This is a genomic window from Cupriavidus sp. 96C5-1, from assembly GCF_057798855.1.
This window is the reverse complement of sequence record NZ_JBYOJU010000007.1, coordinates 168929-186373: the sequence shown is the minus strand read 5'-3', so window position 1 is coordinate 186373 and position 17445 is coordinate 168929. Positions and strand designations below refer to the sequence as shown.

Below are 17445 nucleotides of genomic sequence, written 5' to 3'. Positions count from 1 at the left end.
ATCGGGGTAGCGTGGCTCGCATCGCGCGATGCCATGCCATGCGCCGGCCTTCACACCATCATGCTAATGTGCCGATTTCGCGAGTTCGCGTTTTCAAAGAGGCACTACATGCATGCGGCTATCGTCGAGGCCAGCTACGGCTCCGATCCGGTTGGCCTGGTCAGCGGCTTCCGCTTCCTGCCTGGCGAGCCGGGGCAACCCATCGATTCCGCCGGCGCGGCCACGTGGCTCAGGCAGCCACCGCCGGGAGACGAGTTTCTCTGGCTGCACTTCAATCTGTCGCACAGCGCATGCGAGCGCTGGCTCAAGGGCCAGCTTGACCTGCCCGAAGGATTCTTCGAGGCATTGCGCCAGGGCTCGCGTTCCACGCGCATCGAGCGGCTCGATATCGCCTTGCTCGCCGTCGTCAACGACGTGATCTACAACTTCGGCGTGACCACGACCGATATCTCCACGCTGTGGGCCTGTGCCGACCGCCGCATCCTGGTGACGGCGCGCCTCAAGCCCTTGCGCTCGGTCGACCAGTTGCGGGCGTCGGTGCGGCAGGGCGAGCTGTTCCACACGCCACTGGCGCTGCTGGTGCACTTGCTGCGCGACCAGGCCGACGTGCTGGTGCGCATCGTGCGCGAGACCAGCGCGACCGTGGACCAGGTCGAGGATCGCCTGCTGTCGCAGCGCCTGCACGGCAACCGCGCCGAACTGGGCTCGATGCGGCGCGGCCTGGTGCGGCTGCAGCGCCTGCTTGCGCCCGAGCCCGGCGCGCTGTTCCGCCTGCTCAACCGTCCGCCGGCGTGGATGCAGGAGCAGGATATCCAGGACCTGCGCGATTCGACCGAAGAGTTCTCGCTGGTGTTGAACGACCTTGCGGCGCTGGTCGAGCGCATCAAGCTCCTGCAGGAAGAGATCGCCGCCAAGCTCAACGAGCAGACCAACCGCACGCTGTTCACGCTGACGCTGGTGACCGTGCTGGCCTTGCCGATCAATATCGTGGCGGGCTTCTTCGGCATGAACGTGGGCGGCATCCCGTTGTCGGACCATCCGCACGGGTTCTGGGTGCTGGTGGTGCTGGTGGCCAGCTTTACCGTGCTTGCCGGGCGCTGGGCTTTCCGCAAGCAGGGCGACTATTGAGGTGGCCCCGGGGCGTTCCTTGCGCGTCCCCGCTTGCGCACGGGGGTGTCACGCTGGCGTCACTTCCTGCTGTTAGCCTGCCATGCAGCGCGTTGTTGCCAACAGGAGTGAGCTATGAGGCCAGACGAGAATGAGCTGATCCGGCGTATCCACCGCGAGGTGGCCGATCACTATGACGAAGAGCTCGAACTGGAGCTGGAAGACCACCATGTCGACACGCTCTTCGGCGAGGCCGGCGGCGGCCTGGACGACGCCGAGCGCGCCGCGCGGCGCCAGTATTTCCGCGAGCTGTTCCGTCTGCAGGGCGAGCTCGTCAAGCTGCAGAGCTGGGTGGTGGAGACCGGCCACAAGGTGGTGATCCTGTTCGAGGGGCGCGACGCCGCCGGCAAGGGCGGCGTGATCAAGCGCATCACCCAGCGGCTCAACCCGCGCGTGGCGCGCGTGGCCGCGTTGCCCGCCCCCAACGATCGCGAACGCACCCAGTGGTATTTCCAGCGCTATGTCTCCCACCTGCCGGCGGCGGGCGAGATCGTGCTGTTCGACCGCAGCTGGTACAACCGCGCCGGGGTGGAGCGCGTGATGGGTTTTTGCACCGACGACCAGTACGAAGAGTTCTTCCGCTCCGTGCCCGAGTTCGAGCGGATGCTGGTGCGTTCCGGCATCCAGGTCATCAAGTACTGGTTCTCGATCTCGGACGAGGAGCAGCACCTGCGCTTTCTCAGCCGCATCCATGACCCTCTCAAGCAGTGGAAGCTCAGCCCCATGGATCTCGAATCCCGCCGGCGCTGGGAGGACTACACCCGCGCCAAGGAAGTCATGCTGGAGCGCACCCATATCGCCGAGGCGCCGTGGTGGGTGGTGCAGGCGGTAGACAAGAAGAAGGCGCGCCTGAACTGCATCCATCATCTGCTGCAGCAGATGCCGTACGAAGAGCGCGCCCAGCCGCCCGTGGTGTTGCCGCAGCGCGAACGGCACGACGACTACACGCGCCAGCCGGTGCCGGACAATATGATCGTGCCGGAAGTCTACTGAGACCGATCGTCCGGGCCGGACGCATCGCAGCAGGAGCCATCGCGCTGGTGGATCATCCTAGCCGCCCGCGTCTTCCGGAAACGCCTCTTCCAGCGTCAGCACCGTTCCTGTCAGGCTGCCGTCGTAGCCTGGCAGTGCGTCCACCACCTGCCGGAAACTGCCGCTGCGCAGTGCGGCCACGGCGCCGGCCAGCGCCGGGCTTTGCAGGCGCTCGCGCTCGATCGCGAAGAAATAGCGCTCCTTGAGCACCGGCACGAAATCCAGGCCGAAGCGCCGCGCCGCGGTTTCCACGCCAAATCCCGCATCCGCCATGCCGCTGCCGATATAAGCCGCTACCGCGGCGTGGGTGAACTCGCCGTTGCTGTAGCCCTCGATCCGGCTGCTGTCGATGCCGCGCGCCGCCAGGATCAGGTCCAGCAGCAGCCGCGTGCCGGAGCCGGGCTGGCGGTTGACGAAGCGCACGTCGGCGCGGCACAGGTCCTGCAGTGTGGTGACCTGCTTCGGATTGCCCGGCCGCACAAAGATACCTTGCGAGCGCACGGCGAGATGGATCAGCAGGTGCTTCTCGGGACGGATCCAGGCGGCGAAGCCGGCCAGCGTGCTTTGCTCGAACTCGCCGATCGGCACATGGAAGCCGGCAATGTCGCAGGCGCCCTGCGCCAGCGCGGCAACCGCCTCGAGACTGCCGCAGTACTTCAGGTCGTGGCGCACCTGGTGCGCATCCAGGAAGTCGTGCAGCGCCGCCACCGCGAAGCCATGGCTGGCGTGCAGGCGCAGCGTGGGGCCGCTCTGGTCCACCAGCTTCTTCAGCTCGATCTCCAGCTCCGACGCCAGGCTCTCCAGGGTGGGCGAGAGCCGCGCGGCTATGCGCTTGCTGGCCCACACCAGTTGCTGCGCCAGCGGCGAGAGCGCGCTGCCGCGCCCGCGGGTCTTGGCGATCAGCGCGCCGCCGAAGAGGCTTTCCGCGTCGCGCAGGATGCCCCAGGCATAGCGGTAGGACAAGCCAGCGGCCTGGGCCGACTGGCTGATGCTGCCGGTGCTTTCGATATGGCCGAGCAAGGTCACCAGGCGTGAGACGTCGAGCCCCGGCCCGGCGTCGGGGCCGTCGTCGCGAATTTGCAGGTGAGGCAGGATTGCGATGCGGATCATATGAGAAAAATAGCATATTGCTCGAATCCGGCCAACTGCCTATAGTCCGCTCAAAGCGGCACGGAAACCGGAAAAGCCTGCGGAAACAGCGGTCAATCAGGGGAGGTGCCCGGTTTGATGCCCCTAAATATATGAAAAAAATAGCATATAAAGCGGTTGCCAGAAGACGGCATGCCGCGCCCCGCAGCCATTCCTGGCAAGACGCGCAAGCCGATGCGCCACACCGTCTGCCGCCGGCCTCGCTCGCCGGCCCGCGCTGCGCCACCAGGAGACCAGATGTCCATACCCGCTGCTGAACCCGTACGCGAGCGTGTCGCGCGCATCGTTGCCGCGCGCCGCGATATGCCGGGCGCCTTGCTGCCGATCCTGCACGAGATCCAGGATGCCGTCGGCTACGTGCCCGCCGATGCCTTGCCCGAAATCGCCCGCGCGCTCAACCTGTCGCGTGCCGAGGTGCATGGCGTGGTCACCTTCTACCATCACTTTCGCGACAGCAAGCCCGGCCGGCACGTGGTCCAGGTCTGCCGCGCCGAAGCTTGCCAGGCGGTGGGCAGCGAGGCCCTGGCCGCCCACGCGGAGCGCGCGCTCGGCTGCGCCTTCCACGAGACCACGGCCGACGGCGGGTTCACGCTGGAGCCGGTGTATTGCCTGGGCCAGTGCGCCTGCGGCCCGGCCGTGACGATCGACGGGCAACTGGCTGGCCGCGTGACGCCACAGCGTTTCGATGCCCTGGTGAAGGCCTGCGCCGACGCGTCGCGCGATCAGCCGGCGGAGGTGGAGGCATGAGCATTACCGTTTTCGTTCCCCGCGATTCCAGTGCGCTCGCCATGGGCGCCGACGAGGTGGCGCGCGCCATTGCGCGCGAGGCGGCGGCGCGCGGCGCCAGCGTGACGCTGGTGCGCAATGGCTCGCGCGGCATGTTCTGGCTGGAGCCGCTGGTGGAGGTGCAGACTCCCGCGGGGCGCGTGGCCTACGGTCCGGTGGACACGGAGGATGTCGCCGCGCTGTTCGACGCTGACTTCCTGGCTGGCGGCGAGCACGCCCTCGGCCTCGGCCTTACCGAGGAAATCCCTTTCCTGAAAAGGCAGGAACGCCTGACCTTCGCCCGCATGGGCATCACCGATCCGCTGTCCCTCGATGACTACGTCGCGCACCAGGGCTACGCCGGCCTGACCCGGGCGCTGGCGCTGGACGGCGCGCGGATCGTGCAGGAAGTCACCGACTCCGGCCTGCGCGGCCGCGGCGGCGCGGCCTTTCCCACCGGCATCAAGTGGCAGACGGTGCTGAAGGCGGAGGCGCCGGTCAAGTACGTGGTCTGCAACGCGGACGAGGGCGATTCCGGCACCTTCTCGGATCGCATGGTGATGGAAGGCGATCCCTTCATGCTGATCGAAGGCATGACCATCGCCGGCCTCGCGGTGGGCGCGCAGCAGGGCTATATCTACGTGCGCTCGGAATATCCGCACGCCATCGCCATGCTGGAGGCGGCCATCGGCATCGCCCGGGCCGGCGGCTGGCTCGGCGATGACATTCGCGGCAGCGGCAGGCGCTTCCACCTGGAGGTGCGCAAGGGCGCCGGCGCCTATGTGTGCGGCGAGGAAACCGCGCTGCTGGAGAGCCTGGAAGGCAAGCGCGGCGTGGTGCGCGCCAAGCCGCCGCTGCCGGCGATCGAAGGCCTGTTCGGCCAGCCCACCATCATCAACAACGTGATCTCGCTGGCCACCGTGCCCCTGATCCTCTCGCGCGGCGCGGCGTTCTACCGCGACTACGGCATGGGCCGCTCGCGCGGCACGCTGCCGTTCCAGCTGGCCGGCAACGTGCGGCAGGGAGGGCTGGTGGAGAAGGCCTTTGGCGTGACCCTGCGCGAGCTGCTGCAGGATTACGGCCAGGGCACGCGCAGCGGCCGCCCCATTCGCGCGGTGCAGGTGGGCGGGCCGCTGGGCGCTTACCTGCCGGAGTCGCGGCTCGATACGCCGATGGACTACGAAGCCTTCGCCGCCTTCGGCGCGGTGCTGGGACATGGCGGCATCGTGGTGTTCGACGACACCGTGGACATGGCGAAGCAGGCCCGCTATGCCATGGCGTTCTGCGCCATCGAGTCCTGCGGCAAGTGCACGCCGTGCCGGATCGGCTCGACCCGCGGCGTCGAGGTGATCGACAAGATCATCGCCGGCGATCAGCCGGTGAAGCACGTGAAGCTGGTGCGCGACCTGTGCGACACCATGCTGGGCGGCTCGCTGTGCGCCATGGGCGGCATGACGCCGTACCCGGTGCTGTCGGCGCTGAACGAATTCCCGGAAGACTTCGGCGTGGCCGCACCCGCCAAGGCTGCCTGATTGCCGGGCACGCGCCACCGGCGCTTCACTGAACCAGTACGCGGTCCCCGAGGCCGCAGCGGGAGTCCGCCTTGAATACACGCAACGAAATCGATTTCGGTACGCCGCCCAGCGATTCGCAGCAGCAGGTCACGCTGGAGATCGACGGCGTCGATGTGACCGTGCCGGCCGGCACCTCGCTCATGCGCGCCGCCGTGCAGGCTGGGGTCAACGTGCCCAAGCTGTGCGCCACCGACAGCCTCAAGTCCTTCGGCTCCTGCCGCCTGTGCCTGGTCGAGATCGAAGGGCGCCGCGGTTATCCGGCGTCGTGCACCACGCCGGCCGAAACCGGCATGAAGGTCAGGACGCAGAGCGACAAGCTGGCCGATCTGCGCCGCGGGGTGATGGAGCTCTATATCTCCGACCATCCGCTGGACTGCCTGACCTGTCCCACCAACGGCAATTGCGAGCTGCAGGACATGGCCGGCGTGGTGGGCCTGCGCGAGGTGCGCTACGGCTACGACGGCGCCAATCACCGTGCCGAGGCCAAGGACGAATCCAACCCGTATTTCACCTACGACCCCTCCAAGTGCATCGTGTGCAACCGCTGCGTGCGCGCCTGCGAGGAAACCCAGGGCACCTTCGCGCTCACCATCAGCGGCCGCGGCTTCGATGCGCGCGTGACGGCGGGGCAGGGCGACAGCTTCATGGATTCCGACTGCGTGTCGTGCGGCGCCTGCGTGCAGGCATGCCCCACCGCCACGCTGGCCGAGACCTCCATCATCCGCATGGGGCAGCCCGAGCACAGCACTGTCACCACCTGCGCCTACTGCGGCGTGGGCTGCGCCTTCAAGGCGGAGATGAAGGGCAATGAAGTGGTGCGCATGGTGCCGTACAAGAACGGGCAGGCCAACGAAGGGCACTCGTGCGTGAAGGGGCGTTTCGCGTGGGGCTACGCCACCCACAAGGACCGCATCCTGAACCCGATGATCCGCGCGAAGATCACCGATCCGTGGCGCGAAGTGTCGTGGGAAGAAGCCATCGGCTACGCCGCTTCCGAGTTCAAGCGTATCCAGGCCGGACATGGCCGCGAGTCGATCGGCGGCATCGTGTCGTCGCGCTGTACCAACGAGGAAGGCTACCTGGTGCAGAAGCTGGTGCGTGCCGCCTTCGGCAACAACAACGTCGACACCTGCGCGCGGGTCTGCCACTCGCCGACCGGCTACGGCCTCAAGCAGACGCTGGGCGAATCGGCCGGCACGCAGACCTTCCGCTCGGTGGAGAAGGCCGACGTGATCCTGGTGATGGGCGCCAACCCCACCGACGGCCATCCGGTATTTGCCTCGCGCATGAAGAAGCGGCTGCGCGCCGGCGCCAGGCTGATCGTGATCGATCCGCGCCGCATCGACCTGGTCGAATCGCCTCACGTGCGGGCCGATTTCCACCTGCAATTGCGTCCGGGCACCAATGTGGCCGTGGTGACCTCGCTGGCGCACGTGATCGTCACCGAAGGCCTGATGAACGAAGCCTTCATCGCCGAGCGCTGCGAGGACCGCGCCTTCCAGCAATGGCGCGACTTCGTCTCGTTGCCGGAGAATTCGCCTGAAGCCATGGCGGAGATCACAGGCATTCCGGCCGGCCAGTTGCGGGGCGCCGCGCGCCTGTACGCCACCGGTGGCAACGCGGCGATCTACTACGGCCTCGGCGTGACCGAGCATGCGCAGGGTTCGACCACCGTGATGGGTATCGCCAACCTCGCCATGTGCACCGGCAATATCGGCCGCGAAGGCGTGGGCGTGAACCCGCTGCGCGGGCAGAACAATGTGCAGGGTTCCTGCGATATCGGCTCCTTCCCGCACGAACTGCCGGGTTACCGCCATGTGTCGGACTCGACCACGCGCGGGCTGTTCGAATCGGCGTGGAACGTGGAGATCAGCCCGGAACCCGGCCTGCGCATCCCCAATATGTTCGAGGCCGCGCTGTCGGGCAGTTTCAAGGGCCTGTACTGCCAGGGCGAGGACATCGTGCAGTCCGACCCCAACACGCAGCACGTGGCGGCTGCGCTGTCGGCCATGGAATGCATCGTGGTGCAGGACATCTTCCTCAACGAGACCGCCAAGTACGCGCACGTCTTCCTGCCGGGCTCGTCCTTCCTGGAGAAGGACGGCACCTTCACCAACGCCGAGCGCCGCATCTCGCGCGTGCGCAAGGTGATGCCGCCCAAGGCCCGCTACGCCGACTGGGAAGCCACGGTGCTGCTGTCCAATGCGCTGGGCTATCCGATGGAATACAAGCACCCGTCCGAGATCATGGACGAGATCGCGCGCCTCACGCCCACCTTCAGCGGCGTCAGCTACCAGCGCCTCGAAGAGCTCGGCAGCATCCAGTGGCCGTGCAACGATGCGGCGCCGGAAGGCACGCCCACCATGCATATCGACGCCTTCGTGCGCGGCAAGGGCAAGTTCATCATCACCCGCTACGTGCCCACCAACGAGCGCGTCAACCGCAAGTTCCCGCTGATCCTCACCACCGGGCGCATCCTGTCGCAGTACAACGTGGGCGCGCAGACGCGCCGCACCGAGAACGTGATGTGGCACGACGAGGACCGCCTGGAGATCCATCCGCACGACGCCGAGGAACGCGGCATCAAGGACGGCGACTGGGTCGGCGTGCAGAGCCGCGCAGGCGAGACCGTGCTGCGCGCCATCGTCAGCGAACGCATGCAGCCGGGCGTGGTGTACACCACCTTCCACTTCCCGGAATCCGGCGCCAACGTGATCACCACCGACAACTCGGACTGGGCCACCAACTGCCCCGAGTACAAGGTCACCGCGGTGCAGGTGACGCCGGTGGCGCAGCCGTCCGAATGGCAGCGCCAGTATCGCGATTTCCACGACCAGCAGATGCAGCTGCTGCAGGCGGCCAGCGCCGAGGCGGGGTCGGCATGACGGCCTGCGAACTCGCCATGGCCAGGTTCGCTGCGGTGCCAGACACCGACGCCGAGCCGCCCACGCACAGCACCTTCGCGGTCAGCCGCTGCCGCCTGGGGGAGTTGGCGCTGGAGGACGACGAGATCGCCGAGGAAGTGCCGGTCGCGCTCGAGTACAACGGCATCTCGCACGCGGTGATGCTGGCGTCGCCGGCCGATCTTGAAGACTTCGCGCTGGGCTTCAGCCTGAGCGAAGGGCTGGTGGCCAGCCCGCGCGACGTCTATGAGATCGACACCGAGGTCCGCCCCGAGGGCATTGCGGTGAAGCTGCGCATCGCGGCGCAAGCCTTCGCCGCGCTCAAGGACCGGCGCCGCGCCATGACGGGCCGCACCGGCTGCGGGTTGTGCGGCACCGAATCGCTGCAGGAGGTCATGCGCGCGCCGGCGCCGGTGGGCAGCAGCGCCAGCTTCAGCGCCGCAGTGCTGTACGCCGCGTTCGCGCAGTTGCAGACCCGGCAGGAACTGCTGCGCCACACCGGCTCCACGCACGCCGCCGCTTGGCTGCGCGCCGACGGCCAGGTAGCGCTGGTGCGCGAAGACGTGGGCCGCCATAACGCGCTCGACAAACTGATCGGGGCGCTGGCGCGCAGCGGCGAAGACCGCTCGCGCGGCGCCGTGCTGGTCACCAGCCGCGCCAGCTACGAAATGGTGCTGAAGACCGCCAGCGCCGGCGTCGGCGTGCTGGCCGCCGTTTCGGGCCCGACCGCGCTGGCGGTGCGGCTGGCGCTCGATGCCGGCGTCACGCTGGCCGGCTTTGTGCGCGCCGGCCGCCACGTGGTCTACTCCCACCCCCAACGTTTGCACAGCAGGACGGAACAGGCATGAACTCCGACAATCTCGTCAAGATGGCGAACCAGATCGGCACCTTCTTCGAGGCCATGCCCGATCGCGAGGAAGCGCTGGCGGATATCGCCGGGCATATCAAGCGTTTCTGGGAGCCGCGCATGCGGCGTGCGCTGCTGGCACGGCTGGACGAACGCAGCGAGGATGCCGGCCTGGACGAGATCGTGCTGCAGGCGGTGTCGCGCCATCGCGCGCTGCTGCAGTGACGTGACAGGATGCGGCGCGACTCGCGTCTCCAGCGCCGCAGCATTTCCGGTATCGGCGCGGACGCACGCCGCGGGGGGTGTCGGACGGGCGGTCAGCGTAGCCGCAACGGCTCCAGCAGCGCCGCATCATACTGCCCCCGGTCGATCTTCCCCAGTTCCAGCATCCGCCGCAGGATATACGTCTGCCGCTGCCGGGCCCGCCGCGGATTGACCACGGGGTTATTGGCCGAAGGCGCCTTGGGCAATCCTGCGAGCATCGCGCATTCGGCCAGCGTCAGGTCGGACACCGGCTTGCCGAAGTAGGTCTCGGCGGCTTCGGCGAAGCCATAGGCGCCCTGCCCAAGGTAGATCTTGTTCATATAGAGCTCCAGGATCTCGTCCTTGCCCATGGCGTGCTCGATGCGGTAGGCCATCAGCACCTCGTAGAGCTTGCGGGTATAGGTCTTCTGGCGCGACAGGAAGAAGTTGCGCGCCACCTGCATGGTGATGGTGGAGGCGCCCTGGGACAGCTCGTCGGACAGGTTGGCCACGCCGGCGCGGATCACGCCGACGTAGTCGATACCGTCGTGCAGGTAGAAGCGCTCGTCCTCGATCGCCACCACCGCCTGCGTGAGCGTGGGCGGTATCTGGCTGATCGGGACATAGCCGGGAGACTGGCGGAAGGCGGTGAGCGCGTCCAGCGTCGGCAACTGGCGCTGGGCCACGAGGACGGCCAGCGTGCCGAGCAGGGCGCCGCCCAGCACCAGCAGGACCACCAGCTTGAGGAAATTCGACCAGAGACGTTTCATGGCCAGTATTGTATTGCCAAGGACCTGGTGCGCCGGATTCCGCCTTCAGTCTTGCCCTGCGCCCTGCCGGATCTGCCCGGTGATGGCAGGATCGGTGATCTGGTCGTCGTCGAGCAGCAGCAGCACCTTGCTGACAATCTCCGCGGTCCGCGCATCGTCCTCCTCGAACGGCAGCCGCAGCGGCTTGCCTGCGGCGGCGCGCGCATCCGGGATGACGCACAGGTAGGCGCCCGGCTCCAGGTGGATATGCGCGCTGGCCAGGTGGATGCGGTATTGGGCCAGCTTGCCCCGTACGTGCACATGGCGCTCGTCGACCTCGATGCGATCCGCTCCCAGCGCGGGCGCCAGCGCCTGCAGCAGTGCCCGCCGTCCCGCCAGCGATTCGGCCGAGCTGTAGTGCTCGCCGCCTTCGGCAATGGCCCGCGCGATCAGCAGGTCGAGATCGCGCATGGTTTCGGAGAACACGATGGGCGGGACCTCGGCCAGGGCGATGGCGCTGCCGTCACGGTCGAAGGTGACGGCGCCCGTGGTGAGCTCCGGCAGTTCGGTGAAGAAGTGCGGGTCGAAGTCGAAATCGAAACGCGCCACCGTGCCGTCGGCAAAGCGGCGATGATGCTCGGCGCATCCGCCCCCGTCTGACGGCCGCCAGTTGCGCGTCTTGAATATGCCCTGAGCGGGCACCGTGCGTGCGCGCCTGCCGGCGTAGCGGCCCGACGCGTAGCCGGCCTCGCGCTCGGCCGGGGTGGGTACGTACAGCTCGCGGAATACCTGCTTGACCGGCTGCACCAGCCCGCGCGCCACGGCCCATGCCTGCCATTGCGCCAGCACGCCCGCCGCCAGCCAGCCATGGGGATGCACCAGCCGCAAGGCGCCATGCGGCGGCTGCGCGTCGTCCGGGCCTTCCAGGCCTTGCGCGCTCAGCAGGCCCTGCCGGCCGCTTTCGTCCTGCCATACCAGCCGTGCCACCAGGTCCGCCATCAGCGGATGCCGCAGCGCCTCGCCGGCCTGCGCCGGGCTCATCGGGGTCTGCGCCACCAGCCGGTGTTCCAGCGCCCGGACAAAGCGGCGGCGCTGCGCTTTGAGCGCGTCCCAGGCCGCCTTGAGCGCCAGCCATTCGGGTACCTTCTTCAACGCGGCCGGCGCGTTCGCCAGGCGCTTGCCCCTGGCGTTGATCACCACCGGCCCGGCGGGCTCCGCCGCCATGTCGATATAGGCGCTGTAGCCACCCATGGCCTGCGGCGTAAACCAGGCTTGCAGCGCCGCGCCTTGCCGCGCTTCCATCGCCCATTCGAGCTCGCCCAGTTCGGCGTAGCCTGCCGACACGGCCAGGTTGCGCAGGCCGATGATGGCGGCAGCGCGCTGGTTGGCCTGGCGCAGGGCGCCATAGCGGGTGGCCTCCTGGCCTACCTGCTGCAATTGCACATAGCGTTCGATGCAGGCAGCCTCGCCTTCGGCACCCGCGGGCAAGGGCAGCAGTCCCAGGGCCTTGATCGGGACGTGCGCGTGCTTGGTCAGTGCCGACTTCACCAGCGCCGCGGCGTTCTCGCCAAGGAGGGCGCCCAGCAGCCTGGCGGTTTCGTCGCGGGCGTGAAGCTCGCTGCCGTGCGCGAGATAGACATCGCGGAACCAGTGCCATGCGGGGGTGGGCAGCGCCTGCAGGATGGGCAGCACGGCGGCCGGTTCGATCACACCGAGCGGTGGCTCGCTGTCGGCGCTGTGCTCGCGCAGGTAGCCGTGGGTCCATGCCAGCAGGGGGAGGAGCGCAGCGTGCCCCAGTGCCTCGAAGATCAGGCTGTCGGCGGCCGCGCTGCAATGCTGCAGCGCGCGCTCGAGCGCCAATGGGCCGCAGTGGCGCAGGGCGGCCACCACGTCCGCGCGTTGTTCCTGCGTATCCAGGCAGCGCAGGTCGAGGAAGTCCTGATGGGCGAACTTCCGCCAGAAGGGGACGCCGTCCCACGTATTGCCCGCCAGCCAGGCGCAGGCCCGCAGCAGCGGTGCGCTGCCCACCATGGCCAGCGTCGGCGAGTAGCCCCAGCGATCGGAACCGGACGGCGAGACCGGCCGGGCGACGAACTTGCCATGCTCGGTCTGGGCCGGCACCTGGTCCAGTTGCTCCGCCAGGGCGGTGTGCCGCTCGCGAAGATAGGCCACGGTGTCCAGCAGCGCGGGGCCGTGACGCATGCCGGCTAGTTCGGCCTGCGTATGGCACAGCAACTGGAACGGTGCGCAGTAGTCGCTCTGCCGCGACAGGCGGATGGCCGCGTGCGCGCCGATCCAGCCCTCGCGCAGCGCCAGCGCAAGCAGGCCGCGCACATGCAGCGCGTACAGCCAGGACAGCGGCGGCAGTTCGCCGACCGGGCCGGTCTCGCCCTCGCCGGGCAGTTGTACCGGCAACGCCAGGCCCTGGCCGGGCACCGGCTGGAACATGCCGTCGGCATCCAGGTGAAGCGCGCCGGCCGCGAGCTGGCCGGCCAGCGCGCGCAAGCCGGCCGGCTGCCGCGACGCAAGGTCCTCCCAGTCTTGTGGAGGATGGGTCGGGTAGGCTGGCGGTGTCTGCGTATCGCCCAGCAACGCCAGCGCGAATTGCGAGAGCATCAGCGCATCGGCCTCCTCGCATGGCAGTGGCGCATCCGGCGCGGTTTGAGGCGCGCCGCCGATGGCGCTCTCGTTCTCCTTGCCGGAGGAGGCAAGCGCCGCGTCGTACATGACTTGTTCCGCCAGCCTGCTTGCCACCTGGAACAGCGCTTGTTCGCGCGTGACACAGGCCAGGATTTCCGCCTCGCCCGGCGCCGACCCCGGGAACAAGCGCTGCAGCCAGCGCTGCCGGTGCAGTATCAGCAGGGCCAGGCAACGCGGCAGCGCAGGCGCGGGCAGCGCGGCCGCAAGACGGTTGTACCAGTCGCGGGCGCTTTGGGTGGCGATGCCATCCCGGGCTTCGCAGGCAAGCCTTTCCCAGTCGCGCGAGCGGCTGCCCGCGCCCAGGCCCTGGCGTTGCGCCGCGGCATCGAGTTCAGCCCAATGCGCGGTGGCCTGCGCCAGGGCGGGCCAGTGCTGCTCGATGCCGTCGAGCGCGAAATGGCTGGCGGGAAGCATCATGACTGCCATGCCTCAGCCCCCCACCAGCGGCACCAGCCGCACGAAAGCGATCTGGGTGTCCCGCGCCAGCTGGATGGTGTCGTCCAGACTGTGCATGCGCTGCCCTTGTACCGTCAGCAGGAAGCGCCGCTTGCCGAAGCCAGCCAGCGCGCAAGCGACCTCGGCCTCAGGCTCGGGCGCCGCCGGCGAGCCCGCCGCCTGCAAGGCGACGCGTCCGTGCGCCGAGAGTTGCGCGATCTCTTCGTCGGTGAGGTATTGGCGGGCCACGCGGGCAGCGGCTTCGGCCGCGCCGATCGCGGCGCGTAGCGCCAGGCGCGCGCATTGCTCGCGCACCACGTCGCCGATCAGTTGCCGCACGGTCAGGGTGCGCTGGGGGTAGGCCAGCCGCATGGGCGGCTCGGACGGGCAAGCGCTCGCCAGCGTGGAGGCGAACTGGATTTCAATATGCTGCATCGGCAAGCCGGTCTCCGACGTGGGTGGGTGGATAGCCGGGCCGGAAGCGCAGGGGAGCACTGCCGCCAGCCAAATGGCAGAAATGGCCAAAGTGGCTAGCGTATCAAAAATGGCCTGCACCGTGGGGGAAGCCTGCGCCGGACCACGGGCAGGTCCGGCGCAGGGCACGCCGGGTCAGGCCGCTGGCAGCGCTACGCCAAGTTCCTGCGCCAGCGCCGCCAGGTTGCGCCAGATGGCTGGATTGACCTCCAGATGGGTGGTGGCGAGCGCGCGGTTGGCGGCTTCGAACTCACCCGGGTATTGCACGCCATCGAAGCCCGGCGCGGGCGGGGTGTCGTGCAGGTAGTTGACGAAGGCTTCCACCTCGGCGCTCTGCCAGCTCAGCCCCAGGTCGAGCGCCGGGTTCATCAGCACCGCGAACATATTGTTGGTGGCCACGCCGCCGCGCGGGTTCTCCGGCTGGATGGTGCCGCCGCCCGACAGCACGCCGGCCAGCAACTCGGCCACCACCCCTAGCGCATAGCCCTTGTGGCCGCCGAAGGGCAGCAGCGCCCCCGGGCGCTCGCCGAACATGGTGGCGGCATCGGTGGTGGGATTGCCGTCGGCGTCGATGATGCTGTGCTCCGGCGCCGGCTCGCCTTTCTCGGCCAGCACGCGCGCCTTGTTGATGGCGATCGCGCTGGTGGCGATGTCCACCACCAGCGGCGGCCTGCCGTTCGGCATCGGCCCGGCGAAGCATAGCGGGTTGGTGGTCAGCCGCGCGGCGCGGCCGCCATAGGGCGCCACCGCGGGCGCGCGGTTGATCACATTGGTGAAGCTCAGCAGTACATAGCCTTCTTTGGCCACCATCTCGCCGAAGTGCCCCATGCGGCCGAGATGGTGCGAGCGGCGCAGCGTGACGATGCAGTGGCCGTGCCGGCGCACCCGCTCGATGGCGGTCTCGATGACGGTCTTGCCGACGTGCTGGCCGAAGCCGCCGTTGCCGTCGAACACCAGCAGGCTATCGCGGTCGAGCACGCATTCGGCGCGGCCGGCGGGATTGACGTTGCCGGTGGCAAGCGAGCGCCGGTAATTTGGCAGGATCGACAGGCCGTGGCTGGCATAGCCGCAGCGATCGGCCTCGACCAGGTGTTCGGCCACGTCGTTGGCGATGTCGGCGGGTACGCCCTGCGCGGCCAGCAGGTCGCGCGCCAGTTGGGTGGCGGCTTGCAGTGTGATGTGCATGATGCGTGTTCTCCCCGGCTCAGATCCAGCCCAGCCAGCGCCAGTAGGTGGCGGCGAACAGCAGCATCATGGCGTAGCCGATCAGCGTGACGGGGATGCCGACCCTGGCGAACTGCTTGCCATTGAAGGTGTCGGTGCCCAGGCACACCATGTTCTGCGGCGCGTTGATCGGCAGGATGAAGCCGAAGCTGACGGTAAAGCCCAGCAGCATGGTCAGGCCGATCTTGTTGACGTCGCCCGGCAGGGTCTGCAGCACCGAGATCAGGATCGGCAGCAGCGCGGCGGTGAGCGCGGTGGCGCTGGCGAAGCCGAGATGGATCAGGATCAGGAAGGCCGCCAGGATGGCGAACACCAGGATCGGTCCCTGCGTGGCGAGCCCGGAATGCGCCACCACGAACTTGCCCAGCCACTGGCCGGCCTGCGTAGTGAGCAGCGCGGTGCCCAGGCTGATGCCCACGCCGAACACGATCAGGGTACCCCACGGCGTGCGCTGCTGCATGGTCTTCCAGTCCATCACGCCGATGCGCGGCATCATCAGGATCACCAGGCCGACGAAGGTCACGGTGGCGGTATCGAACTGATGCAGCTTGCCCTCGGTGGCCCAGAACAGCAGCAGGCCGATGGATACCGCGGCAAGCCGTTTCTGCGGGCCGCTCATCGGGCCCAGCCCGGCCAGTTCGCGCTGCACGGCTTCCTTGCCGCCGGGGATGGCCTCGGTCTCGGCGGGCAGCAGGAAACGCACCAGGAAATACAGCACCACCGACATCGCGACGGCCCACGGCGCGCCGGCGATCAGCCATTGCAGCCAGGTGATGCGCTCGCCCAGCAGCTTGTCCATGAAGCCCGCCGTCAGCAGGTTCTGCGCGGCGGCGGTCTGGATGCCGACGTTCCAGATGCTGGTGGCCTGCGCCACCGTGATCATGATGCCGGCCGCGATGTTTGACTTCTTGTCGACACCGAAGGCGGCGATGATGCCCATCATGATCGGCACCACGCAGGCGCTGCGCGCCGTGGCGCTGGGCACCACCAGCGACAGCGCGATGGTGACCGCGATGCTGCCGATCAGGATGCGCCGGGTGCTGGTGCCGATGGCCGAGAGCGTGACCAGCGCGATGCGCCGGTCCAGCCCGGTCACGGTCATCGCGGCCGAGATGAACAGGGCGGCGGCGACCAGTGCCAGCGCGGTGTTGGAGAAGCCCGCCAGCGCCATGCCGAGTGCCCTGGAGGTACCGTACTGCGTGGCGGGATCGCCCACGGTTGGCGCGAAGCCGATCAGCGCTGCCATCAGCGAGGTGATCATGACCGCGCTGGCCTCGTAGGAGACGGCCTCGGTGATCCACACCACGATGGCGAAGGCGAGGATGGCCAGCATGCGATGGCCCGCCACCGGCAGGTCGGCGGGCACTGGCAGCCAGAGTATGCCGATCAGCACCACCACGGCGGCATAGAGCCCCCACGGTTGCGAAATTTTCGGTGTGGCCTGGCCCGCGGCGGCCGCGGCAGTGGGGACGGTCTGGGTCGGATTGCGCGGATCTGTCATCGCTTTCCCTTTGCTTGTCTTGTTGATGTTGGGGTCAACACGGGATGGCGGACGTCACGCGCGGGCAAGATCGGTAGCCTGCGGCTGGCTTGAGGGCGGTGTCGTTCGTCGGGCTTCCGTGAAGGCCTGGCCGATGCGCAGGCCGGCTCGTGGCCGGGCTGCCGAGTTCGACATGGGGAAATTATGGTGGCGGCCGGCGGCGCGTGTCGAGGCCGGATCCGGGGAACTTCTGACCAGGATCAAGGAGGGTGCGGGTGCGGGGAAATTCCCGGGGGTGCAAGGCGTCATACTTTCGGAATCCTCGCGCCGTACAGGTTTGCTGTCGGCGCATCGCGGGCCCGGGGCCGGGCAGTATGCGCATCGGCCCTGGACAGCGAGGCGATCTGAAATCATTGGAGCGCGTGATGAAGGTTTTGGTAAGAGGACTACGTGCCGGAGTCGGCGCAGCGCGGCTGCGCGAGGCCCTGGCCTCCTATGTGCGGGTGAAGGAGGTGGAGTTGATCGACGAGGGCGACGGCGCCCATCCCTGGGCCTGGGTCGACCTGGACCTCGACGATGTCGATCCGATGACGGTGTGGAAGCTGGTGGCGAACCTCGATCGCCGTTATATTGCCGGCTGCCATACGCGCTGGCATGTGCCGGCGTATCGCGCACGCTGAGGGGGGCGAATGCGCTGGCGCTT

Annotated in this window: 14 protein-coding genes; 8 read left to right on the top strand and 6 right to left on the bottom strand. The window is 68.2% G+C overall.

Annotated features, from left to right (window positions below; translation table 11 throughout):
- The first annotated feature begins 108 nt into the window (after window positions 1-108).
- On the top strand, window positions 109-1128 hold the full coding sequence (locus tag AC3FOF_RS11590; RefSeq protein ID WP_017227766.1) for a transporter: 1020 nt from the start codon (window positions 109-111) through the stop codon (window positions 1126-1128).
- 114 nt (window positions 1129-1242) lie between these two features.
- Window positions 1243-2160, top strand: a complete 918-nt coding sequence (gene ppk2, locus AC3FOF_RS11585; RefSeq protein ID WP_017227767.1) for a polyphosphate kinase 2 — start codon at window positions 1243-1245, stop codon at window positions 2158-2160.
- Between the two features lie 57 nt (window positions 2161-2217).
- On the opposite strand, the gene AC3FOF_RS11580 is transcribed toward ppk2, so the two are convergent.
- A complete protein-coding gene (locus tag AC3FOF_RS11580) occupies window positions 2218-3309 on the bottom strand; it encodes a substrate-binding domain-containing protein (RefSeq protein ID WP_017227768.1) in 1092 nt (363 codons plus the stop codon).
- A 276-nt stretch (window positions 3310-3585) separates the two neighbouring features.
- Between AC3FOF_RS11580 and AC3FOF_RS11575 the strand changes: the two genes are divergently transcribed.
- The 5 genes from AC3FOF_RS11575 (at window position 3586) to AC3FOF_RS11555 (ending at window position 9662) form a co-directional block, all read left to right on the top strand.
- A complete protein-coding gene (locus tag AC3FOF_RS11575) occupies window positions 3586-4095 on the top strand; it encodes a formate dehydrogenase subunit gamma (RefSeq protein WP_276266708.1) in 510 nt (169 codons plus the stop codon).
- Window positions 4092-5645: a formate dehydrogenase beta subunit gene (locus tag AC3FOF_RS11570; protein ID WP_276266709.1), complete on the top strand. Its 1554-nt coding sequence runs from the start codon at window positions 4092-4094 to the stop codon at window positions 5643-5645. Before AC3FOF_RS11575 ends, AC3FOF_RS11570 begins: the two co-directional genes overlap by 4 nt.
- 71 nt (window positions 5646-5716) lie before the next feature.
- Entirely contained in the window at window positions 5717-8572 is a 2856-nt protein-coding gene (gene fdhF / locus AC3FOF_RS11565) for a formate dehydrogenase subunit alpha (protein ID WP_276266710.1), read from the top strand.
- Window positions 8569-9438: a formate dehydrogenase accessory sulfurtransferase FdhD gene (fdhD, locus tag AC3FOF_RS11560; protein WP_488726650.1), complete on the top strand. Its 870-nt coding sequence runs from the start codon at window positions 8569-8571 to the stop codon at window positions 9436-9438. The genes fdhF and fdhD overlap by 4 nt, the downstream gene beginning before the upstream one ends.
- Complete coding sequence (locus tag AC3FOF_RS11555) at window positions 9435-9662, top strand: formate dehydrogenase subunit delta (RefSeq protein ID WP_017225997.1); 228 nt, start codon at window positions 9435-9437, stop codon at window positions 9660-9662. The genes fdhD and AC3FOF_RS11555 overlap by 4 nt, the downstream gene beginning before the upstream one ends.
- 92 nt (window positions 9663-9754) lie before the next feature.
- Here AC3FOF_RS11555 and AC3FOF_RS11550 read toward each other — a convergent pair whose 3' ends face one another.
- From AC3FOF_RS11550 to AC3FOF_RS11530, 5 genes are all read right to left on the bottom strand, one after another.
- Window positions 9755-10450 carry a transglycosylase domain-containing protein gene (locus AC3FOF_RS11550; RefSeq protein WP_017225998.1) on the bottom strand — a complete coding sequence of 232 codons (696 nt, stop codon included), beginning with the start codon at window positions 10448-10450 and terminating at the stop codon, window positions 9755-9757.
- A gap of 45 nt (window positions 10451-10495) precedes the next feature.
- A complete protein-coding gene (locus AC3FOF_RS11545) occupies window positions 10496-13546 on the bottom strand; it encodes a DUF4132 domain-containing protein (protein ID WP_276266711.1) in 3051 nt (1016 codons plus the stop codon).
- Between the two features lie 12 nt (window positions 13547-13558).
- Window positions 13559-13999, bottom strand: coding sequence for a hypothetical protein (locus AC3FOF_RS11540; RefSeq protein ID WP_276266712.1), 441 nt, complete (start codon window positions 13997-13999; stop codon window positions 13559-13561).
- A 174-nt stretch (window positions 14000-14173) separates the two neighbouring features.
- A complete protein-coding gene (locus AC3FOF_RS11535) occupies window positions 14174-15223 on the bottom strand; it encodes an Ldh family oxidoreductase (protein WP_017228861.1) in 1050 nt (349 codons plus the stop codon).
- A gap of 19 nt (window positions 15224-15242) precedes the next feature.
- Window positions 15243-16763 carry a DASS family sodium-coupled anion symporter gene (locus tag AC3FOF_RS11530; RefSeq protein WP_017228862.1) on the bottom strand — a complete coding sequence of 507 codons (1521 nt, stop codon included), beginning with the start codon at window positions 16761-16763 and terminating at the stop codon, window positions 15243-15245.
- A 404-nt stretch (window positions 16764-17167) separates the two neighbouring features.
- Between AC3FOF_RS11530 and AC3FOF_RS11525 the strand changes: the two genes are divergently transcribed.
- Window positions 17168-17422 carry an RNA-binding protein gene (locus AC3FOF_RS11525; protein WP_276266714.1) on the top strand — a complete coding sequence of 85 codons (255 nt, stop codon included), beginning with the start codon at window positions 17168-17170 and terminating at the stop codon, window positions 17420-17422.
- Window positions 17423-17445 lie beyond the last annotated feature (23 nt).